Source organism: Providencia sp. (assembly GCF_052096715.1).
Classification (GTDB): Bacteria; Pseudomonadota; Gammaproteobacteria; order Enterobacterales; family Enterobacteriaceae; genus Providencia.
Genome location: NZ_JBQDNB010000030.1, coordinates 31,720 through 52,590, shown reverse-complemented (window position 1 = coordinate 52,590; position 20,871 = coordinate 31,720). Strand labels below are relative to the sequence as shown.

Below are 20,871 nucleotides of genomic sequence, written 5' to 3'. Positions count from 1 at the left end.
ATAAGTATGTGACTAGGGTTAGCAAGCGCAGCCAACAACGCCACAGCTTGAAATAGAATAAGTAGCCTACTCAAAATAGTTCGAGTTGTGGCTAGGCGGCAAGTGACGCTAATTCCTAGGAGCATACATAAGTATGTGACTAGGGTTAGCAAGCGCAGCCAACAACGCCACAGCTTGAAATATGAAGAGTAATAAGGACACTATGAAAAAAATTCCTTGCACCTTAATGCGCGGCGGCACCTCAAAAGGTGTCTTCCTACTCGCTGACTCTTTACCTAATAATATTACAGAACGTGATGAGCTTATTTTAGCCATTATGGGTTCTGGCCATCCGTTACAAATTGACGGTATTGGCGGTGGTAGCCCGCAAACAAGTAAAGTGGCGATTATTAGTCAGTCAACTCATCCTGATGCTGATGTTGATTATCTATTTGCACAGGTGGCGGTTACTGAGCGTATTGTCGATACAGCGCCTAATTGCGGTAATATGCTGTGCGCTGTTGGGCCTTTCGCTATTGAACAAGGCTTAGTTTCTACTTCAGGTGATTTAACAACGGTTCGAATTCGCAATATAAATACTGATACTTTTGTTCATTCCACTGTTCAAACCCCTGATGGTAAGGTTCGATATGATGGTGAGACTGAGATTGCCGGTGTACCTGGTCGCTCTGCGCCAATAGCGCTGACATTCCTAAATGCTTGTGGCTCAAAAACAGGTAAATTATTACCCACTGGTAACGTCATTGATTCTATTGATGGTATCGATGTAAGTTGTATTGATATGGCCGTTCCTGTCGTCTTAATTGATGCCCCTCAGTTAAATAAAACCGGATATGAAACTGCCGCTGAGCTTGAAGCAGATAAAGCATTTATGCAGCAAGTTGAAAGTATTCGATTGCAAGCTGGCATTGCGATGGGTCTCGGTGATGTCAGTAAAAAAGTGATCCCAAAACCGATTTTAGTTTCTCCTGCCATCAATGGTGGCACCATTAATGTGCGTTATTTCATGCCTCATAAATGCCATGGCGCATTGGCGGTTACAGGCGCGATTGCCATTGCTATGGGAGTACTATTACCGGACAGCATTATTCAGCAATATATTGATATCAAGGCTGTTGATACAAAAAATATATCAATAGAACATTTAAGCGGTAAATTTGAGGTATCTCTGACTCAAAAGGGAAATTTCCCTGAAGGGGTACAAGCGTCTATTATCCGAACAGCTCGAAAATTGCTTGTTGGTGATGTGTTTGTGCCTTAATTTATTACCAATAAATAGCCTGTCTATTTTCTCTTATTCAATAGATTCAAGACAGGCTATTCTCACTTTTCTATACTCGATTCACTCTACTCGCCAAATAATTCAGCAATTCATTATTGTTATTCAAATAAAGTAACAAATTCTCCATTAATATAATACGAAACCTGATGAGCTTCATCTGGCGTTGGTACTTCGAGCTTACCTGCCATTCGTGCAATAGCATTATCAGGTACCGCATATTGTCGCTGACGATTTTGCTGCATCCACTGTTTGTAAGGTACTTCAAGATACACCAAATGGATTTTTGCTTGATAACGAGCAAACAAACTCACCATTCGTTCTCTTAAAGAAGCGCTTAATGAGGTTGCATTCCAGATAAAATCTTGTTTATCGCGCAACAATATTTTTGCCTGATCCTTCCCTTGCTGAGCCACCCATCCTTGTGCGTTTTTATCTGTGGGACTTATTTTGTGCGTCCGCCGAATATCATCAAGGCATACCATTGAAGTTTGCGGATAAAACTTCTGAATAAAATGATCTTTACCCATCCCTGGCAAGCCACATAACATAATCACTTCACTGCCTTGCTCTTCAAAAGGTGCGTAATCCGTTGTGCCACGTTGATAATGAAAATAACTAAAACGTCCTGCTAACGAAGCAAATTGTTTTGGTTGATCCCAGCAGCCGTTTTCACGACAAAAAAGTTCAAATAGCTCAATACGGGAAAGTAACTCGCCCTGATCTTCACATATTCGACCAATAGCATCCGCTTTCGCTAACAGACATAAAAGTGACATTTCAACGCGTAACGAGGCGGCAAATAATGTCCGCTCTGGATCCGGTTTTTCCATTAACCATAATGGTAAACCATGAAAACGTACAAGTGCCGCAATTTTCTCACGAATAGCAAATGGTGTTTCTGCTTGTCGAAAAAGAATGTTTCTCGCGGATAACTCCCCTTTTTTAGCGTGTCCCGGAGAGATAATGCGCCCATTTTCATCTTCTCGTGTCGTACTGCGTTTTTCTACATCGTGTAATAATGCCGCTGCCCAAACAATATTTTGCTGTAATAATGGAAGCTGTTGATATTCAGGTAAATTCACTAGGGCCGCTAATACCATTTGGGTATGAATAGCCACATTACCTTCCGCATGATGTTGGCTATCTTGAGGTACCGCTTGCATATCACGAACAAAATCAAATTGTGCCTCAAGGTGTAACCAGCTAGGTTTATCCATTAATTGCCAAGTCATTAGTGACCTCCTTGGCGTTCAAACACAAGTGGCGCACGCTGCCAATTGCGTTTCCAGTGAATATCTGTTTTCACATGGTTTTTGCGTACATATTTAAAGATATGTTGTATAAAATTATCCACGTGAAAGCCTTGGCTATCACGAGTAACGATACCTTCCATGCTACAAGCTTTCCCTGTATGAGCATCTTTAGCAATGAATTGGCTATCTAATGATGCCGCATCCATTAATAAGCCTGTGTATTCTTGCTTGCCTAACTGTTTATCAATTGAAAGCGTAAGCTGTGGTACCGTAGGAAAATCAAATAATGCTGCGTAAAATTTCACTTCTTCCCAGCTTAACCAATAGTTACCCTGCCTAACGGCAAACACATAGAAATAATCCTCAATATGTTGATATTCAATAGAATGTATCGCGTACAGGTTTTCGCCAAATAGCTCAATATCCGCTAAATCGTTTTTAATTAATTGCCACCGTTGGCGAATTTGTTGACTCCACGCTGATTGCGTAAGTGCTCCATGAGAGCGTGCAAAAACGCCATGACGATTCAGACAATTATTTTCACCATCAAGTTTTTCAGTATGAACAAGTTGTTCAATATTTTGGATGTGTGACCACCAATCGTGATTAATACGATCGTCACTAGTGGTACCGGGTGAGAACGGATAGTGATACGTTCTACCATACTTTCTTGATTGCATATTCATTATGCTTTCTCTACATAAATAGGAATAACAACAAACCTTATGCAAGATTTGCTTGTTGAATTATTGAGAAATCAAGTGTTGGTATTACATATTGGTTCCGAGCTACGGCCTCTTTAAGCTTGTTTTTTAATAAAAACAGTAAGAAATAATAAATCGAGAAGATTTTAGACCAATAGTCAAGAGAAAGGCTATCAATTTATTCCTAATTTGACATTCGTTTCAATCTATTCAGTACTAATTTGACTGTCATCAAGAGGATATTTTACAACTACCTTATTGCGATATAAGCACTTATCTTGCAACGTAGTGGGTTCCTGCCCTTTTGTCGTCACTTTTTGCCAAATTTCATTATGACGATAAACCACACCATTTTTTCGTGTGAATTTATGATTTTGCTGATGAATATGATATTTAACACCGCGAGGTGCTGAGCACAATAATTCACCTTCAAGTTGATGCTCTGCTATATTAAAAATCAGTTGAAATGTCGTTTCAGTTGGATTGTAAAAAACCAAATCAATATAGTTATAGAAGATAGCGGCTCCTGAGCCAAATGGCAGTACCCGCCCTTCATCGGGGAAAGGATCAAAACTATGATTTGCCCGCTCAACCACTTGTAATGGTGAATGTAATATCATCCAGTGGATTAAATTACTAAGCTGACAAATTCCGCCGCCAATACCTGATCGCGCTTCACCAAATGACAATTCCATTCCTTCAACAAAACCTCGTTTTGCACTTGGCTTACCCACTAAGCGGCAAAAAGAGAAATATTCCTTCGGCCTAATAACAATGCCATTCATTGCATCAGAAGCAATCCGTAGGTTAATCACTTTATTATGTTGAAGTTTTAAATCTGAGTTACCCAATTTACGAATAAGTTTAGACGTGTGCTTGTTATAGCGATATTCCAAGCGCTGTGCATCTCGTTTTCGGGCATATTGCCTAGTTGAAAATGTCCAATGTAACCTGCGAACAAATCGTTTTTGCCGAACCCGTAGCCAATAAAGTATTGGGTGATATGTCGATAGCGGCCGGCGCATGAAACATCCTTATCAGTGATGGTAAGTTACAGATTATCTGCATCTCTCTAATCCCTGAATAATCCCACACTTAACCAACAATCAAAATATCAATTATCCGATAAACATTATTCATCTTAGCAATTAGCCGATTACGTTTGTCCTACTATCCTCCTATTTTGAATTTTGAATTTTGAATTTTGAATTTTGAATTTTGAATTTTGAATTTTGAATTTTCCCATCTTTGCTCTAAGAATTTCAAATTGCAGCTAGGCGGCAAGTGATTTCATCCCTGGGAGCATAGGTAACTATGTGACTAGGGTGAAAAACCGCAGCCAACAACGCTGCGGTTTGAAAGACAACGAGCAAATTAGTAGAGGCCGAGGAAAGCACCAACAGCCAGTGTAAAAAAGCTGAACACCCAAATCCATCCAAACGAATAACGCAAATGCCTTCCCATATCAATTCCTGCTAGTCCCATTGCTAACCACGCTGCAGGAGAAAATGGGCTTACAAATGTCCCTGCGTTATTGCCTATTGCCATGGCATATACGACCGCTGATGGGTCCACCCCTGCTGTTGCCGCGATTTGCTGAATAATCGGTAGCAGTGCGAAATAATAGGCATCTGTACTGGTGAAAATATCCATCGGGACGCCGAGTATACCGACGAAAATATGAATTTTTGAAATCCATTCAGTAGGTAAGATTGCCGTTAAATCCGTTGCGATAGATTTAAGCATCCCACCGTCAGATAGAATACCCAAAAATGCCCCTGCGGCTAAAATGATTGCCACCATTCCTAAGGCTTGCGGAGCATGTTGCGATAGCACTTTCATTTGGTCTTTAGGATTAGGGTAGTTAACTAACAGCGCGATCGATAACGCTATCATAAATACATAAGGCGCTGATAATAATCCAAATGCTAAACAGATAACTGAAGCAATGATCAGACCACCATTAATCAGTGGTTTTTTAGGTTTGTGAATAACATCGGTCAAATCAGCTGTTTCATCACTGAGCGGTAATAATGAATCCATTTGATACGGTGTTGTTCCTTTTTGCGCCGCGGCAGCAATCCGCCTTTTCTCTCGTATTCCCATTATCGCAGCAAACCCCACTGCACCAGCCATTCCAATAATTTGAACCGGAATTAATCCCTGCCACAGCACGGATGCGTCAATCCCTGTTACCGCAGAAGCTCGACCTAGCGGGCCTCCCCACGGCACCATATTCATGATCCCCATACTGGCGCACATCAATAACAACATCAAATAAGGGCTCATACCCAACTGGCGATATAACGGAAGTAATGCTGGGATAATAATAAGAAAAGTTGCCGCACCCGAACCATCTAAATGTACAACCCCAGCAATCAAAGTTGTCATGATGCAAACAACAATGACATTTCCTCGAGTCATTTTAACCATGATACGGATCAGTGGATCAAAAATATGAAGGTCTTTCATTAAACTAAAGAATAAAATGGCAAATAGAAACATGGCTGCCACTTTTGAAACTTTATTAATACCGCTCTCAAAGAAAACGGAAATTTCTGGAATTGAATAACCGGCGGCTAAGGCACCGATAAATGGAATACAAGACATTGCAATAATAGGGCTTGCTTTCCCCATCATTAATAAAGTCACAATCGATACAATGATTAAAATACCAATAATCGTCAACACATTTATCTTCCTTATTAGAATTATATTTTTCAGGTGAATTGATTTTAAAAATAGTACTTACATCCAACATGTCTTACTTTTAGACATCAGGACACTAAAATCGTAAAACTCTATTTTCGTTAAATATCAATTTCTTCTTATATAAACCTATCAACAATCATGCAAGATGAAATTTATTTTTTTGCGATGGCAACATGTCATTTACAATTACTTAAATCACCCTTTAAAATAAAAAAGCAGTTTAAAACGCTATTAGCACCATTAAAACCATTAGTGATTATTAGCACCATTTAGATTTGGTTATTATTATTTTAATTATTAACACTTGGATTATCAGTGCCTGTTTAATATTACTATCTACATTATTTTATTTTTTCTATTTTATTTTAGCTAAAACGCATGATATACGATAACAACACACAGAAAATTATACTTTTTGCTATTTTTCTCAAATTTAGACTTAACTACTTGCATTTTTTATCTGCTACTCAGTGAAAAAAGACAATAACTATCAAATATCACACCTTCTCACAAAAAAAACTCATCAAAATTTGTATACTTAAGAGATTATTAAAATCTACAGATAAGGAATACACAATGAGTCACCTTTTTTCCTCGGCGTCTGTTGGTCAGGTATTATTAAAAAATAGAATTATTATTCCCCCTATGTGCCAATATTCTGCGGACGAGGGAATGCCAACTGCTTGGCATCATGCACACTACATGAACTTAGCGTTATCAGGAGCTGCGCTAGTCATCGTGGAAGCCAGTGCGATCACACCTGCTGGCCGTATTACCTATAAAGATTTAGGAATATGGAACGATCAACAAATGACTGAGATGCAAAAGATGCTAACGGGTATCAAACAGTTTTCAGATACACGCCTTGGTATCCAAATTGCTCACGCAGGTAGAAAAGCATCAACCGACTTACCTTGGTTTGGCGGCAAAAGCTTAAGTGCTACAGATAAAAATGGCTGGCAAACAGTTTCCCCTACAGCGCTTTCTTTCGCACAGAATCATCCTCCTCGTGAACTAAGTGTCGATGAAATCTTAGAAGTAAAACAACAATTTGTGGACGCAGCTAAACGTGCAGAACAAGCAGGATTTGATGTAATCGAAATCCATGCAGCCCATGGATATTTATTGCATGAATTCTTATCACCAATATCCAATAAGCGACAAGATGAATATGGCGGTAGCTTTGTAAACCGTAGCCGTTTATTACTTGATGTATATCAGGAAATAAGAGAAGCCATTGATCCTAATATTGCCGTGGGTGTGCGTATTTCAGCAACAGACTGGATTGACGGTGGCTGGGATGTTCCTGAATCAATTGAGCTAAGTACATCACTTGAAGAATTAGGTTGTGATTATGTTCATGTATCCTCTGGTGGTCTTTGTGACAAACAAAAAATACCATTAAGCCCTAATTACCAAGTACCTCTAGCGCAAGCTATTCATGAGCAAACCATGATGCCCGTAATTGCGGTCGGTTTAATTACCGAACCTCTTCAAGCTGAAGCCATTATTGCCACACACCAAGCCGGCTTTATCGCAATTGGTCGAGGAATATTATTTGAGCCTCGCTGGCCATGGCGTGCAGCAACCGTACTCAATCAACAAATTGAAGTCGCACCACAATATTTACGTAGCGCTCCTCATCAATTTAAAAATTTATTTAAATAACTGCAAATAAAAACCGCAGCCTTTCAATAGTGCAAGCTGCGGTTTAAATTGAACTAATTTAAGAATTAAATATTCAAATATTTAATTCTATTAACGTGAATTTTGTGAACATTGTTGAACAAATTCAATCATAGACTGTTGAAATTCCGGAACCGCAGTACCTGATTTAGCCAACTCACTATCCATACGTTTAAATTCTTTTAAGCCATATTTTTCAATGGTTTTATCATAGGCACAACCACAGATTGCGGTCACAGCGTTAGCAGTTTCACCTTGTGGGTTACCTGATGCAACAACGCAAGTGTTTACAAAGTTGGTTTTATACTCTGCAATTTCTGACTTTTCATCTGAACATGCGGATAAAACTGTCATTAAACCTGCCATACCCAATACTAGTGCAATTTTTTTCATTTTACGCCTATTCTCCCTTTATGCTTCAAGTTGTCACTAAGCAGTGAAGTGAAAAACCACGCTTTACTCACTACAACTCAAATTATTTAGGGTATTTATTATGTTTGAAATACCATTAATCTTAATATCTAAAATAAAAACATCATATTAAGATTAATATCCCTACCACAATGCCATGTTATTAATAATAGCGTCTTTAATATAAAAAATCTGCTACCTGTCACTTATTTTTCAAACTCATCTTATTTAGACGATGAATTAAAAGAACGCCAGCGATAATAAAAAAGTGCCAATAATATAAGAATACAGCCAACAATCTGAATAAATGGCATTCTTTCGTGATACCAAATAGCAGCTACAAATACAGTCATCACGGGCTCTAAAATCATAATAATTGCGGCATTAGCCGCAGTCGTATTTTTTTGGCCAATAAGTTGCAAAACAAAACGTAAGCTTGTTGCTATAACGACACTAGCAATAAACCACATAATTGTAGGAGTCGTTAAATTTGTAGGCCATTGTTCTAAAAATGCCGATAACACTAAACCAACAACTCCAGTACAGGCAAGTTGCATAGCAGTCAAAGGTAGAATAGGGACACTGCGAGTATATAAACTGGTGTAGCAAAAATAAATCGCCTGAACAATAGCTGCACCAAGAAACCATAATTGACTAGCTTTAAATTCTAATTGAGCCTTAAAAAGAGTTAGACACGCTAACCCTAAAATCGCAACAGGTAAAGCTTCCCAAAAATATCGGCTTGGCTTGCTTTTAAGAATAACCCAAGCCACTAAAGGAACAAAAAGCATAGCAAGGCTCATAATAAAAGCCCCTTCCCCTAATGAATCTGTAATAGCAACTGCATGGATCCATAATACGAGATTTAGTGCCATCCAACCGCCAGTCATCACAATTTTAGGCAGTTGTTTGCGGCTAACTTTATTTGCTTTACCCCGACAAAACGGTAATAAAATAATTGCAGCAAGTAAAAATCGCGTTCCTAAAAAAGCAAATATTGGCATTCCTTGTACAGCTTCACGAGAAAAAACCCACCCCCAAGCGGCAATCATAGTTGTCAGCACTAAGAATAATTCTGCTTTTCTTTGTGAGTACATTTTTTCCTCTAAATATTTTTACTGCTTAATGGCTTTCATCATACTGGCTTTCGTTGGTAAACCAATCATATTTTGGTCTTTATTCCCCATGAACAACATAAAAAAATTTATAACTAAAATTCGATAAATAAGACCTTTAAATGAAGGTAATTTCCTCTTAACAGCGATACTTTTACTTTCATTCAGCGAATTCATCCCTCCTTTTCGTTAAGAAATACTTTTTCAAGTGATAAATGAGGATATCCACTTATAAGCTGGTCAATTTTTCTTTTTTTCTATCCTGAGATAATCATGACATAACAGCTAAGTCTATCAATTAGAAAGCTTAGTATTTGAATTAATCGTTATTTCAAAGGTAGGTAGCTATAATGACCAATACCAATCAAACACAGTCTGATATTTCTCTGGTCAGACAAATTAAGTCAACCATCCGTACTCGAAAGTATGCTCATGTTGATGAAATCAATATATTATGGCGGCATGCAATGAGATCGCAAAAAGTAATTGAGTGGCGTAATATTATGGTCATTTCGAGTATTGTGTGCGCCATCATAGTACTCATTAAATATTTATCATTTTAATACTCTATTACTAGCAAGCAAAAAAGGTAAAAACCAGAAACTATTTGGCAAGAGCTGTTTTTTGTAGAGATGTTCAAAACTAAGCCATAGTTTTTGATTCTAACATCAATAATCAGCCGGCTAGTTGAAAAACCGGCTGATGTTAATGAAAATCCTCTTTACGATTTATAGCTATTGTTTTGACTTGTTATTAGTCAGTTTTTATCTGCAAGCAGTTACCAATAACCAAGAAATTTCCACCAAAGACTTCCTAAACTAATCCAAATAATTAAGTTCACCACACTCATCACAAAACCAGCTTTCCACCATTCGCCTAAAGTGGCATAACCCGAACCGAAAATAATGGGTGCCGTGCCTGTACCATAATGGGTCAAAGACATCATAAGAGATGAAGAAAATGCCAAAATTAAAGCTAATAACATTGGCGGTGCGCCAAGCGCTAAACCAGCCGCAAAAAATGCAGCAAACATAGCGGTAATATGCGCAGTGGTACTCGCAAAGAAATAATGAGAATAAACATAGATAAGCACCAATATTAGCGTGCCCCATACCCAACTAATTCCCATACTATCAATTGAATTACCAACCGATAATGACATCCATTTAATTAAGCCTAATTTACCTAAGAAACTCGCCATCATAACCAATGCGGAAAACCATACGACAGTGTCCCAAGCACCTTTATTTTTAAGAACATCATCCCAATTGATGACGCCAGTTGCCAATAAAATACTTAAACCAACAAATGCAGCAGTGGTCGCATTAACACTGAACGCTGGGCCAAATAACATAGCCGGTACCCCTGCCCACATTAATAGCAATAGTCCAAATACTGCTAAAGTAATTATTTCAGGTAAGGAGATAGGACCTAATTGCTGTAAACGTTCCTTTGCAAAATCGGGTGCGTCTGGCGTTGAGGTAATTTCAGGCTTATACATTGCATAAATAATAAGAGGCATTAAAATTAATGACACAATCGCAGGAACAAAAGCTGCGATTGCCCACATAGCCCAAGTCAATTCATTCCCCTGACTTGTTTCACTAATAATCAGACTGACTATTAATGGATTTGGCGCAGTCGCAGTAATAAACATCGCAGAGGTAATAGGATTAATATTATAGTTAACTAAAGAAAGATAACGCCCTATTTTCCCCGCTGTGCCATCATCAGCCTTTGAGCCAAAACTATCTGAAATCGAGCGCATAATAGGGTGAATAATTCCCCCACCACGAGCAGTATTACTTGGTGTAACTGGAGCCAATATTGTTTCTGCAATTGCTAACGAATACGCAATTCCTAAGGTTTTTTTACCAAATAATGAAATAACATAATATCCAATCCTTGCGCCTAATCCAGTCTTATTTAAACTCATCGAAACCATGATTGAAATACCAATTAACCAAATTAAATCATTAGAAAAGCCGCTTAATGCATCAGCTATTGCCCCTTTAGTTGATTCAGGATTAGTTACACCTGTAATTGCGACCAGAGAAATAGCCACAATTGATACACCACCAATCGGCAATGCTTTCCCAATTATGGCTGCAATAGTTCCAACAAATAAAGCCAACAAATGCCAAGCATTCGGATTAACCCCTTCAGGAACAGGAATAATAAACCAAATAATTAAAGTGATAGCTAAGGCTATTAAGGTAGGTATAGGTTTTAACGGCGTCAATTTATTCATTAGGGTATCCATACAAGTTATAAGATGGAGTAACAGAGAAAAAACAGTTATATATTCTTATCTTTATCACCATGTTAACAAACCATCCTATATAAACCTTGATCGTTATCAGTGAGTTACTTTGTTTAGGATAAAAAGTAACTATTTTTGTAACAGAGTGTAATTCATACTTTGAGTAAATGTTTTTTATTTAGTACGCAAACACATGACTTATTACTAAACACAATACAAATATATTTAGTTATTAAAACAACTCCTCACCCGCAAATTGAGTAAAAGAGTCATTGAGAGTTTAAATTAAGATAAATCATTCTGTTGGCGTCAATCTTAATATACAAAAAAAACAAACTAAATTATATCTACATCCCTAAATCTGTAGGCTGAATCGAGTAAATGAAAGTAAATATAAAAATGATTCAATAAATTAGATATACATAGTAAATATTTAAATCCAATAAAGCCGATACAAAAGGTCAAATAGCAAGCTCAAACCGAACAAATAACAACCAATTCAAAATAGTCACCACAATAAATACAACGACTATGAGTTTTATTTTCAATTGATATAATAACAACACTAAATATTAATTAGATTTTATATTGATATCTATTTTTAATATTTAAACATTCCAGTTGTATTTAATCTAACATTACAGTGTATTTATTCCAAATAAGACTACTTCTATTAAGGAAATAAAAATGACACTAAATGACACTCATATTATGACTAACCAACAACCCTGTATTATTTTATGTACAACAAATAGCTATGAGAGCGCGATGAAAATAACACAATCTTTGCTAAACAACCGCCTTGCAGCATGTGTATCATTATTACCGGAGATAATTTCGTTATATCTTTGGAAGGAAAAAATCACTCAAAATAAGGAGATATTATTACTCATTAAAACAATGCAAACTAATCAAATTAAGTTATTTGAGATGATTAAAGAAATTCACCCATATACAGTACCCGAATTGATCCGCTTAGACCAAAACCAAGTAGAAGATAATTATTTACAATGGCTAATAAACTCCATAAAATGACATATCCATATGATTTTAATATTATTTTTTGACAATCAAATTACCTCTATTATGAGTTTACAATTTAAACTAACTGGTCGGCTATGGTTTATAATAATTTAATGTTATACAGATAGCCTCGCTTTATATTTTTATTTATTTCCCCTCCTCTTATTTTGGAGGGTTTTTTTTGCTTATTTTTCACACCTTCAGAACTAAACTCTGATATTAACGAAAGCGCTTATTTCAGGTAATGGAATATTTCAATAGCATAAAAATAAAAAGCCATTAACTCTATAATCTAATTTTTTAATATATTACCTTGATAAATTATATAAAAACATTATATTAAAAAGCATATTGTTAGTGAAGTTTTTTTTTATTGATAAACGGCTTATAGGATATAAAAATGACTAAATTTAAAGATATAACCAGCAATATTTCCGGTAATTTAAATGAATTGGGCAAGCATATTCCAGATGTCATGAAGCAATTTTCTGGCCTTGTTACTGCGGGCACTCAAGATGGCGCCTTGGATAAAAAAACCAAAGAATTGATTGCCATTGGTATCGCTGTTGCAAACCGCTGCGATGGCTGTATTGGTTTTCACACGAAAACATTAGTTGATTTAGGCGTGACAGAGCAAGAATTATCTGAAGCTCTTGGTGTCGCTATCTTTATGGGCGGTGGTCCTTCTGTTATGTACGCCGCAGAAACAATCAGCGCATATAAAGAATTTTTAACAAAATAACTCAACGGTCACAAACAAGAGAAGCTAATACTTCTCTTGTTTATATCCGCTTAGTTTCTTTTTACCTACGCATCCTGCGCAATATCAGATCAGTGCGGTATTTTCGCTTGTTCCATCATATGTTTCAGTTGTTGTGGCTCATCTATCCACGCTGGTGAATTAGGGCAGCCGGCACTCTTGGGATTAATATCGCACAACGTAAACTTATTCAATATCGATTTTTCATCTGAATCTCTTTGTGCCAATAAATCCTGATAGCTTCTATCCTCTTGCGCGATTTTCTTGTTTGGATCAAAAACAAATTGTTTTTTTGCCTGTACTTCTTCACGATTTTGACCGATTTCTGCATACTGACGGTCAACGGGTGGCTTTTCATGGTATGAATAATCGGCGGCAAAACCGCAAAAAGAAAAACCAAAAAAGATAAGAAAAATAATCTTTCTAAACATATAGATACCTCCAAACTTTGGATATAAGTTGGCATTATAGGCATCTGATAATTCAATGCTATTAAAAATTAAAAATAAATATATAAAAAGCTTATCATTCAACTTGTTATTAATAAATAACTATACAATCAATTGATTGATGAGATTATTCTTTTTCCATAAGCAAAAAGTGTAAACTTAAAAATTGCACACTGCTATTTTTTAACCTTGTACCCTCTGTCTTTTTTCCTTCAAAATGATCACGCTAAATATGCCTTTACGACATTATTTATTTTAATTGATCACCACAGCGAAGGAATACCTAATGCACAAAACACAATTTGGCCCCTATATTGATGTCAGCGTAAATGCAATTTGGGATGACTGGCAAAATTATCCAAATGGAAGACCTAACCCCGAGTACAGCCAAGCAGCAATAAAGTATGGAATGGATATTCTGTATCTTGGTTTTTTAACCGCAGATCCTAACAACAATGCTGCTTGGTCAGCTCAACCGAGCATGCCAATTTCATGGGCGACACCGATGAGTGATGAATTAGTTGCAGGTAAGGTTAAAGTAGCGGTCTCTTTTGGTGGCGCAGCAAATAAAGATGTTTCACTAGTACAAACACCTGAGCAATTAATCGCAACATATCAACAAGCAATCGATATATTACAAGCGTCTCATTTAGATTATGACTTTGAAAATGGACTTTATGATGAAGATAAAGCGTTCAATGCATTAGCGGTTATCATAGAAAGAAATCCCGAAATAACGCTAAGCCTCACTTTACCCACTATGCCGACAGGCCTAACAAGTACCGGACTTGCACTAGTTAAAAAATCGATTGATGCAGGTTTAGTCATGAAAATCAATGGAATGGCAATGGATTATTATAACCCTAATTACCCAGATTTAGGTAAAGCGGCCATTCAAGCGGCAATCAGTATCAAAAATCAATTAGAGACCTTTTACCCGACACTATCAGACAGTGAGCTATTTAATTTGGTCCAAATTACGCCAATGATTGGCTTGAATGATGATCTAACGATGTTTACTTTTGATGATGTCAATATTCTGAGTGATTTTGCTAAAACCACTGGCGTCAATTTACTCTCAATGTGGAGTCTTACCCGAGACATGCCGGGTGCTAGTCCCTATCCTGAAGCAACAAGCTCAGGTAATCCAGAGCAAACAGAAGATTTCGAGTATTCTGCGTGTTTTACACAGGCACTCAATTAATTATTAATACACCAATGAGTACAAAAATAGTTTTGTGCTCATCTATTATAGGCCGCTCTACCTATGACGGATAATGATGAAAACCCATTTTCTCAGACACGTTTCGACCAGCGGTTTTTAATAACGTCACATAATGGTCAATTTGCAATTCATCAAAACGGATCGTTGGAAATGATATCGATAACCCTGCAATCACGTGACCTAAACGGTCATATACTGGCACTGCAATACAGCGCAAACCTAATTCTTGCTCTTCTCTATCTTGTGCATAATGCAATTCACGTACCGATGCCAACTCCGCCAGCAATTGGTCAATACTCAGCAGCGTCGTCTGTGTTTTTTTAACAAATGACTCATCTTTTAATGCATGACGAATAGCATCTTCACTTTTCCACGCTAACAGTATTTTACCAATTGCAGTGCAATACAAAGGGTTACGCCTACCAACCCGTGAATACATACGTAAATTATAGTTTGAGTCTATTTTATGAATATAAATAATTGCATTTTCATCTAATGCGCCGAGATGTACCGCCTCATGGGTTTCTAAGCTTATCGCACGCATTTCTTTGTCTGCGATTTCAATTAAATCAACATATTCGAGAGACTTAGCACCAAGTTCGAATAATTTTAACGTTAACGAATATTTATCAGCTTCCCCTTCTTGCGTCACATAACCGAGCTGTTTCATTGTTTGTAAAAAACGAAAAGTTGTCGCTTTAGACATTAGCAAACGTTGCGATAATTCAGACACGCCGATTTCTTTTTGTTCGCCTAGCGCACTGAGAATACTAAATACCTTAACGACCGCAGACACCGCATCCGTTTGAATTGTTTTATCCATATCTATTATTCATCCACTATTGATAAGAAATCGCATCTAATTATTTACATTATACCTATTCAGTCAAACTTCACGACAGAGCCAGTAGCATAATTGCCCATTAACTAAAAAACAAGAACAGTGATTTGATATTTTTAAAACAGCGTTTCATTTTGTTGAACTTATTTTGAAAATGCGTTTTAATAGTAAGCAACACGCAAAGTTATCGTCATAGAGTAGGTGGTAAATATGGGTACAGGTCTACAAGTTGCCGTTATTGGTGAATGTATGGTTGAGTTGCAAAAATCAGGGGAGCTTTATAAGCAAACCTTCGGTGGCGACACGCTAAACACTGCGTTATATTTGTCACGCTTAACGCAATCACAAGGTGTCACAACCCGTTACCTTACTGGATTAGGACAAGATCCATTCAGCCAGCAAATGCTTTCAAGCTGGCAGCAAGAAGGTATCAACACTGAAAATGTCGCAATTTCAGACAAACTTCTTCCCGGCATGTACCTTATTGAAACTTCACCCGATGGCGAGCGCCGTTTTTTTTATTGGCGTGATAATGCAGCCGCTAAATTTTGGTTAAATGAAGACAGCAAAGCACACACACAGCAACTTCTTAATGAACAACAATTTATTTACCTTAGTGGCATCAGTTTAGCCATTTTACCCGACGCCGCACGCCAATTACTGTTTGAAATTCTTCAACAAGCTAAGCAGCATGGCGCTAAAATAATATTCGATAATAATTACCGCCCTACACTTTGGCCTTCAAAAGATGTTACAAAACAAGCATATCAACAAATTCTAAACCTAACTGATATTGCATTTTTAACCTTTGATGACGAACAACTACTCTATGGTGATATCCAAGAAGCTGAATCCATCACCCGCGCTCAGCAATGTGGTGTAAAAGAGATCGTCATTAAACGTGGTGCAGAAGCCTGTTTTATTATTATTGATCATCAAAAAATCGAAGTACCTGCCAATAAAGTCGACCATGTGGTGGATACTACCGCCGCAGGGGATTCTTTCAGTGCAGGTTATCTTGCATGTCGTATATTAGGTGGTACACCTATCGAAGCGGCAAAAACAGGCCATTTATTAGCTGGAACCGTCATCCAACACCGGGGAGCGATAATTCCATCTGAAGCAATGCCGGCTATTAATTAATTGAAAAGGTTAAATAATGAATCAGCTACTTGAAAAAATAAAAAGTCTCAAAGTTGTCCCTGTTATTACAATTAATAACGCTGAACATGGCGCACCACTCGCAAAAGTATTGATGGAAAATGGCCTACCTTGCGCTGAAGTGACTTTTCGCACCCCTGCGGCAGTACAAGCAATTAAAAACATGCGAGCGGCTTATCCTGATTTGCTCATTGCCGCTGGTACCGTATTAACTACAGCTCAAGTGGATCAAGCCATTGAAGCCGGTGTTGATTTTATTGTTAGCCCGGGTTTTAATCCAAAAATCGTCGCTTATTGCCAACAAAAAAATGTGATTATCATTCCTGGTGTGAATAGCCCAAGTTTGGTTGAACAGGCGCTTGAATTTAATTTGACCACATTGAAGTTCTTCCCAGCAGAAGCTTCTGGTGGTGTTGCGATGTTAAAAGCCTTAGGTGCCGTTTACCCAGTCAAATTTATGCCAACTGGCGGTATTGGTTTGAACAATATTGCTCAATATACCGCACTACCGTCTGTTCTCGTTTGTGGTGGCTCGTGGATGGTACCTAATTCGCTGATTGATAGCGAAAATTGGCAAGAACTTGGCAAGTTAGTGGCTGAAGCCGCTAGTATTTAATTTTTAGTTAGATAAGCAAACCTCGTTACCAAAATCAAAAATGGTACGAGGCTTGCTGTTTGCATCGAGGAAATTAACTCAAATCAACTATTAATAAACCGTTTTAATTGTTGATGTAATTTATTGTTTTCTTGCTTAAGCAGTTCATTCTCTTCAAGTAAATTGATGGTAATTGCAATACCCGGCCAATCAATTTCCAGTTCATGATAAAGGCGCACTGCGCGTTGAACGATAACAACCGCACTATCATCAAATAACCATTCTGTATGGCTGATAATGGGTTGAACTATCCCTAAACCGACAATTTCATTCAATTCATCTTCACGGATACCCGTATGAACGCAAAATTCAACGGTTGTGAGTGTAGTAATTTGTCCCATTATTTTTTCCCCCAATCTTTGCGTGGGTCAAAACCTTGTTGGGAGGCTGCGAGTTTCTCCCAAAGTACAGTCGCTTCAGCATTTGTATTGGTTGGCATGACTATCTTAATGATGGCGTACAGATCGCCGGTTTTTTCTTTACTCGCCAACCCTTTGCCTCTTACGCGCAACCTTTGTCCCGCTTGGCTATTAGCTGGTATCGTCAAGGCAATTTTTTCTTTCAAGGTCGGTATGGTAACTTTAGCGCCTAAAGCCGCCTCCCATGGAGCGAGTGGGACAACAATTTCAATATCATGATCTTTAACATCAAATAGCGGATGCGGTGCAATACGAATTGTTAGCCATAAGTCGCCATTTTCGCCACCATTCTCCCCTGCCGTTCCTTGCCCTTTTAAACGAATTCGTTGCCCTTCTACAACACCTGCCGGAATTTTCACATTCAGAGTTTTAGGTATTTCACTTTCAACAAAGCCATAAGCATTATATACAGGTAAGTTATAACTCAGAGTTCGCGTATGTGCTTCTTGGGTTTCTTCTAAAAAAACGGCCAATTCTATTTCTAAATCGTGACCGCGCGTACTACGTTGTTGATGCCAAGAGCTGCGCCCACGTTGGCCAAATATTGAGGAGTAAATGTCGTCAAAATCTTCAGGGCTAGCCCCTTGCTGACGATAAGATTGATTAGGCTGCCCTTGGCCATATTGCTGAAATTGTGGGTCATTTCTGTGTTCCCACAGTTGGTCGTATTCTGCTCTTCGCTCTTTGTCACTCAAAACTTGCCACGCTTCGGCAATTTCTTTAAAGCACGCCTCCGCATCGGGTTCTTTACTGACATCTGGGTGATATTTTCGTGCTAGGCGACGATAAGCCGTCTTGATTGTTTTTAGGTCATCGGTACGTTTTACACCCATAATGGTGTAATAATCCTTTAATTCCATAGTCATATCCTGTTTATTTCATGGTGGATAGATTTCTTATGGTGCTCTACGATATCAATTATAGGTCAGGTAAATATAATAACCGACTCAAATTTGACTTATATGACTTAACGCATAAATGCCACTATTTTAGAGGATATCGATAATATCTATATATGTTTATCACTACCATTATCAATGTAGAAAGCAATTCAGCCCCACAAAAATACAAAAAAAATAGGCAATTTTTATAATTTCACGCTAAACCTATAAGAGCATCTTTCTTTGCAAAGGACCACTCTATGGACGCAATAGCAAATGGCCTTACTTATCACGTTAATCACTCGATTGCGGTTGAAGATTTTATTACGCTAATTAGGCAATCACCGCTCAATGCGACGGTTCAAACCGATAATATCGTTCAATTAGAGAATATGCTGAATAATGCAGATTTGTTGATTAGTGCATGGGATGAAATACAGGTGGTTGGTTTTGTGCGAGCGATCACCGATTTTAGTTCTTGTTGTTATATCGCCGAATTAGCGATAGATACGAACTATCGTCAGCATGGCATCGACCGACAGCTTATGCGTATGGTCGCTGAAGAACTCCCACCCGAGTGCGATATCCTGTTTCTGTCCACTGAAAGCAACCACACCGGATACTTAAAATTGGGCTTCAGCCAATCACCCCGCGCATGGCACACAAATGCCAAAAATTTTTTAGATAAGCTGAATGAATCACAGTGATTAGCTGATAAATAAACAAAAATAGTTATATATCAAATGATTATAATATCGAAATAGATTTAACAACAGCACAGCAGTAACTAAATAGTTCACCATACGAATGGAAGACAAACGAAGATATACTTTAGAAATAACTTAGTATTTTAATTTTTAATTTTTAATCTTAGAATTAAGTCAGTTTTCCCTCGCCACCCATCTGATGCTCTAAATAATTCGTATTGTGGGTAGGCGACCAGCGAGGATATCTTGGGGAGCATACATAAGTATGTGACCCAAGTAGCCGAGAGCAGTCAACACCCCCACAATGCGAAGTATGACGAGCATCTATTTGAGGCGACCGCGGAGACGCTTAATAGCTTGACTATGCAACTGACTCACCCTCGACTCCCCGACATCCAACACCGCCCCTATCTCTTTTAAATTCAGCTCCTCCTGATAGTACAGCATCAAGACCATTTTCTCCCGTTCAGGTAGTTGGTCAATTGCAGCTACAATTTGCTCACGCAGGCTGGATTCCATCAGTAGGCTTAGCGGGTTCCCGCCATCGTCATCATCCATTGAGGGTTCACAGCTTTCCCCATGAATTTCATGCCATTCATCATAAGAGGATAGCTGGCTGTTATTGGTGTCTAGCAAGGCTTGACGATATTCAACGAGGTCAATGTCGAGCGCTTTGGCAATTTCAGGCTCAGTGGCACTGCGCCCAAGGGATTGCTCCAATGTGCCGATCGCTTTCGTCATTTCGCGAGCTTGACGACGCACACTACGTGGCGCCCAGTCACGGCTACGCAGTTCATCGAGCATAGAACCCCGAATACGCTGTACCGCATAGGTGGCGAACGAAGCCCCTTGGGTAGCATCGAAACGTTCCAATGCATGCAATAAACCGATGCCCCCCGCTTGAATTAAGTCGTCGATATCGACACTGGCGGGTAATCTGACTTGCAGTTTTAGGGCTTCATGGCGTATTAGAGGGTAATAACGCTCCCATAGGCTATTTTTATTAATGACACCTTCGGCAGTATACAAATCACTCACAACCTGAATCACCCTTCAAGTTTTACGAAAGGTAGTTATTATCTGTGTTGATTTTAATTTCAATCCGCAGAGTAAGGCGCTAAATCAGGCTCTATTTACCCTATCCTAAATAGGTAAAATTTGAATGATTACCATTTTAATAGTTGTTCTAAGTGGATTTTTGATGTGATTTGTTGGTGACACAAGAGATAAAATCCAGCACTATTTTCCTTAAAAATTACTTGGTTAGAGCTAAATCTTAGGCTTTACATTTGAAAAATGGGAGTTTTAAAAATGGCTAATGATG

The 20,871-nt window shown here is 38.1% G+C and carries 21 protein-coding genes; 8 read left to right on the top strand and 13 right to left on the bottom strand.

The window, feature by feature from the left end:
- Nucleotides 1–202 precede the first annotated feature (202 nt).
- Entirely contained in the window at nt 203–1,261 is a 1,059-nt protein-coding gene (locus ACTH6U_RS18175; RefSeq protein WP_441832838.1) for a 4-oxalomesaconate tautomerase, read from the top strand.
- Nucleotides 1,262–1,380: 119 nt separating this feature from the next.
- Here the strand turns inward: ACTH6U_RS18175 and ACTH6U_RS18170 are convergent, their stop codons facing one another.
- The 4 genes from ACTH6U_RS18170 to ACTH6U_RS18155 all read right to left on the bottom strand — a co-directional run bounded on the left by ACTH6U_RS18170 (nt 1,381) and on the right by ACTH6U_RS18155 (nt 5,930).
- Nucleotides 1,381–2,514, bottom strand: a complete 1,134-nt coding sequence (locus tag ACTH6U_RS18170) for an AAA family ATPase (protein ID WP_441832837.1) — start codon at nt 2,512–2,514, stop codon at nt 1,381–1,383.
- Nucleotides 2,514–3,221 carry an RNA ligase family protein gene (locus tag ACTH6U_RS18165; protein WP_441832836.1) on the bottom strand — a complete coding sequence of 236 codons (708 nt, stop codon included), beginning with the start codon at nt 3,219–3,221 and terminating at the stop codon, nt 2,514–2,516. The genes ACTH6U_RS18170 and ACTH6U_RS18165 overlap by 1 nt, the downstream gene beginning before the upstream one ends.
- 224 nt (nt 3,222–3,445) lie before the next feature.
- Complete coding sequence (locus ACTH6U_RS18160) at nt 3,446–4,264, bottom strand: VanW family protein (RefSeq protein ID WP_294107689.1); 819 nt, start codon at nt 4,262–4,264, stop codon at nt 3,446–3,448.
- Nucleotides 4,265–4,613: 349 nt separating this feature from the next.
- Complete coding sequence (locus ACTH6U_RS18155; protein WP_294107691.1) at nt 4,614–5,930, bottom strand: CitMHS family transporter; 1,317 nt, start codon at nt 5,928–5,930, stop codon at nt 4,614–4,616.
- A gap of 597 nt (nt 5,931–6,527) precedes the next feature.
- Between ACTH6U_RS18155 and ACTH6U_RS18150 the strand changes: the two genes are divergently transcribed.
- On the top strand, nt 6,528–7,619 hold the full coding sequence (locus ACTH6U_RS18150; RefSeq protein ID WP_441832835.1) for an NADH:flavin oxidoreductase/NADH oxidase: 1,092 nt from the start codon (nt 6,528–6,530) through the stop codon (nt 7,617–7,619).
- A 90-nt stretch (nt 7,620–7,709) separates the two neighbouring features.
- Here ACTH6U_RS18150 and ACTH6U_RS18145 read toward each other — a convergent pair whose 3' ends face one another.
- From ACTH6U_RS18145 to ACTH6U_RS18130, 4 genes are all read right to left on the bottom strand, one after another.
- Nucleotides 7,710–8,030 carry a hypothetical protein gene (locus ACTH6U_RS18145; protein WP_294349568.1) on the bottom strand — a complete coding sequence of 107 codons (321 nt, stop codon included), beginning with the start codon at nt 8,028–8,030 and terminating at the stop codon, nt 7,710–7,712.
- A 242-nt stretch (nt 8,031–8,272) separates the two neighbouring features.
- Nucleotides 8,273–9,145, bottom strand: a complete 873-nt coding sequence (locus tag ACTH6U_RS18140) for a DMT family transporter (RefSeq protein WP_294107697.1) — start codon at nt 9,143–9,145, stop codon at nt 8,273–8,275.
- An 18-nt stretch (nt 9,146–9,163) separates the two neighbouring features.
- Nucleotides 9,164–9,340, bottom strand: coding sequence for a hypothetical protein (locus ACTH6U_RS18135; protein WP_441832834.1), 177 nt, complete (start codon nt 9,338–9,340; stop codon nt 9,164–9,166).
- A 601-nt stretch (nt 9,341–9,941) separates the two neighbouring features.
- Nucleotides 9,942–11,414 (bottom strand): DASS family sodium-coupled anion symporter, encoded by a 1,473-nt coding sequence (locus ACTH6U_RS18130; RefSeq protein WP_441829461.1) that lies wholly within the window; start codon nt 11,412–11,414, stop codon nt 9,942–9,944.
- Between the two features lie 699 nt (nt 11,415–12,113).
- Between ACTH6U_RS18130 and cutA the strand changes: the two genes are divergently transcribed.
- A complete protein-coding gene (gene cutA, locus ACTH6U_RS18125; protein WP_336430841.1) occupies nt 12,114–12,461 on the top strand; it encodes a divalent-cation tolerance protein CutA in 348 nt (115 codons plus the stop codon).
- Nucleotides 12,462–12,849: 388 nt separating this feature from the next.
- Nucleotides 12,850–13,191, top strand: coding sequence for a carboxymuconolactone decarboxylase family protein (locus tag ACTH6U_RS18120; protein WP_294107702.1), 342 nt, complete (start codon nt 12,850–12,852; stop codon nt 13,189–13,191).
- Nucleotides 13,192–13,280: 89 nt separating this feature from the next.
- Here the strand turns inward: ACTH6U_RS18120 and ACTH6U_RS18115 are convergent, their stop codons facing one another.
- Nucleotides 13,281–13,640 carry a hypothetical protein gene (locus tag ACTH6U_RS18115; protein ID WP_336430842.1) on the bottom strand — a complete coding sequence of 120 codons (360 nt, stop codon included), beginning with the start codon at nt 13,638–13,640 and terminating at the stop codon, nt 13,281–13,283.
- A gap of 304 nt (nt 13,641–13,944) precedes the next feature.
- On the opposite strand from ACTH6U_RS18115, the gene ACTH6U_RS18110 reads away from it, so the two are divergent.
- Nucleotides 13,945–14,862 (top strand): chitinase, encoded by a 918-nt coding sequence (locus tag ACTH6U_RS18110; RefSeq protein WP_434718685.1) that lies wholly within the window; start codon nt 13,945–13,947, stop codon nt 14,860–14,862.
- Nucleotides 14,863–14,923: 61 nt separating this feature from the next.
- On the opposite strand, the gene kdgR is transcribed toward ACTH6U_RS18110, so the two are convergent.
- The gene (gene kdgR / locus ACTH6U_RS18105) at nt 14,924–15,706 is read right to left on the bottom strand and encodes a DNA-binding transcriptional regulator KdgR (protein ID WP_294107708.1); all 783 of its coding nucleotides are present in this window, start codon (nt 15,704–15,706) and stop codon (nt 14,924–14,926) included.
- Nucleotides 15,707–15,934: 228 nt separating this feature from the next.
- On the opposite strand from kdgR, the gene ACTH6U_RS18100 reads away from it, so the two are divergent.
- Entirely contained in the window at nt 15,935–16,867 is a 933-nt protein-coding gene (locus ACTH6U_RS18100) for a sugar kinase (protein WP_294107710.1), read from the top strand.
- Between the two features lie 16 nt (nt 16,868–16,883).
- The gene (locus ACTH6U_RS18095; RefSeq protein WP_294107713.1) at nt 16,884–17,501 is read left to right on the top strand and encodes a bifunctional 4-hydroxy-2-oxoglutarate aldolase/2-dehydro-3-deoxy-phosphogluconate aldolase; all 618 of its coding nucleotides are present in this window, start codon (nt 16,884–16,886) and stop codon (nt 17,499–17,501) included.
- Nucleotides 17,502–17,584: 83 nt separating this feature from the next.
- Here ACTH6U_RS18095 and ACTH6U_RS18090 read toward each other — a convergent pair whose 3' ends face one another.
- A complete protein-coding gene (locus ACTH6U_RS18090) occupies nt 17,585–17,881 on the bottom strand; it encodes a chaperone modulator CbpM (RefSeq protein WP_336430843.1) in 297 nt (98 codons plus the stop codon).
- Nucleotides 17,881–18,819: a curved DNA-binding protein gene (gene cbpA, locus ACTH6U_RS18085; protein ID WP_441832833.1), complete on the bottom strand. Its 939-nt coding sequence runs from the start codon at nt 18,817–18,819 to the stop codon at nt 17,881–17,883. The genes ACTH6U_RS18090 and cbpA overlap by 1 nt, the downstream gene beginning before the upstream one ends.
- A 281-nt stretch (nt 18,820–19,100) precedes the next feature.
- On the opposite strand from cbpA, the gene ACTH6U_RS18080 reads away from it, so the two are divergent.
- Entirely contained in the window at nt 19,101–19,547 is a 447-nt protein-coding gene (locus ACTH6U_RS18080) for a GNAT family N-acetyltransferase (protein ID WP_336430844.1), read from the top strand.
- 324 nt (nt 19,548–19,871) lie between these two features.
- Here ACTH6U_RS18080 and ACTH6U_RS18075 read toward each other — a convergent pair whose 3' ends face one another.
- A complete protein-coding gene (locus tag ACTH6U_RS18075) occupies nt 19,872–20,585 on the bottom strand; it encodes an RNA polymerase sigma factor FliA (RefSeq protein ID WP_294107719.1) in 714 nt (237 codons plus the stop codon).
- Nucleotides 20,586–20,871: the final 286 nt, after the last annotated feature.

Excerpts from the sequence above, each read along its gene's own strand:
- ACTH6U_RS18120 (WP_294107702.1), top strand. The coding sequence starts at position 12,850 with ATGACTAAATTTAAAGATATAACCAGCAATATTTCCGGTAATTTAAAT.
- kdgR (WP_294107708.1), bottom strand. The coding sequence starts at position 15,706 with ATGGATAAAACAATTCAAACGGATGCGGTGTCTGCGGTCGTTAAGGTA.
- ACTH6U_RS18150 (WP_441832835.1), top strand. The coding sequence starts at position 6,528 with ATGAGTCACCTTTTTTCCTCGGCGTCTGTTGGTCAGGTATTATTAAAA.
- ACTH6U_RS18170 (WP_441832837.1), bottom strand. The coding sequence starts at position 2,514 with ATGACTTGGCAATTAATGGATAAACCTAGCTGGTTACACCTTGAGGCA.
- ACTH6U_RS18130 (WP_441829461.1), bottom strand. The coding sequence starts at position 11,414 with ATGAATAAATTGACGCCGTTAAAACCTATACCTACCTTAATAGCCTTA.
- ACTH6U_RS18135 (WP_441832834.1), bottom strand. The coding sequence starts at position 9,340 with ATGAATTCGCTGAATGAAAGTAAAAGTATCGCTGTTAAGAGGAAATTA.
- ACTH6U_RS18100 (WP_294107710.1), top strand. The coding sequence starts at position 15,935 with ATGGGTACAGGTCTACAAGTTGCCGTTATTGGTGAATGTATGGTTGAG.
- ACTH6U_RS18140 (WP_294107697.1), bottom strand. The coding sequence starts at position 9,145 with ATGTACTCACAAAGAAAAGCAGAATTATTCTTAGTGCTGACAACTATG.
- ACTH6U_RS18095 (WP_294107713.1), top strand. The coding sequence starts at position 16,884 with ATGAATCAGCTACTTGAAAAAATAAAAAGTCTCAAAGTTGTCCCTGTT.
- ACTH6U_RS18160 (WP_294107689.1), bottom strand. The coding sequence starts at position 4,264 with ATGCGCCGGCCGCTATCGACATATCACCCAATACTTTATTGGCTACGG.
- ACTH6U_RS18080 (WP_336430844.1), top strand. The coding sequence starts at position 19,101 with ATGGACGCAATAGCAAATGGCCTTACTTATCACGTTAATCACTCGATT.
- ACTH6U_RS18175 (WP_441832838.1), top strand. The coding sequence starts at position 203 with ATGAAAAAAATTCCTTGCACCTTAATGCGCGGCGGCACCTCAAAAGGT.
- cutA (WP_336430841.1), top strand. The coding sequence starts at position 12,114 with ATGACACTAAATGACACTCATATTATGACTAACCAACAACCCTGTATT.
- ACTH6U_RS18115 (WP_336430842.1), bottom strand. The coding sequence starts at position 13,640 with ATGTTTAGAAAGATTATTTTTCTTATCTTTTTTGGTTTTTCTTTTTGC.
- cbpA (WP_441832833.1), bottom strand. The coding sequence starts at position 18,819 with ATGGAATTAAAGGATTATTACACCATTATGGGTGTAAAACGTACCGAT.
- ACTH6U_RS18165 (WP_441832836.1), bottom strand. The coding sequence starts at position 3,221 with ATGAATATGCAATCAAGAAAGTATGGTAGAACGTATCACTATCCGTTC.
- ACTH6U_RS18145 (WP_294349568.1), bottom strand. The coding sequence starts at position 8,030 with ATGAAAAAAATTGCACTAGTATTGGGTATGGCAGGTTTAATGACAGTT.
- ACTH6U_RS18090 (WP_336430843.1), bottom strand. The coding sequence starts at position 17,881 with ATGGGACAAATTACTACACTCACAACCGTTGAATTTTGCGTTCATACG.
- ACTH6U_RS18110 (WP_434718685.1), top strand. The coding sequence starts at position 13,945 with ATGCACAAAACACAATTTGGCCCCTATATTGATGTCAGCGTAAATGCA.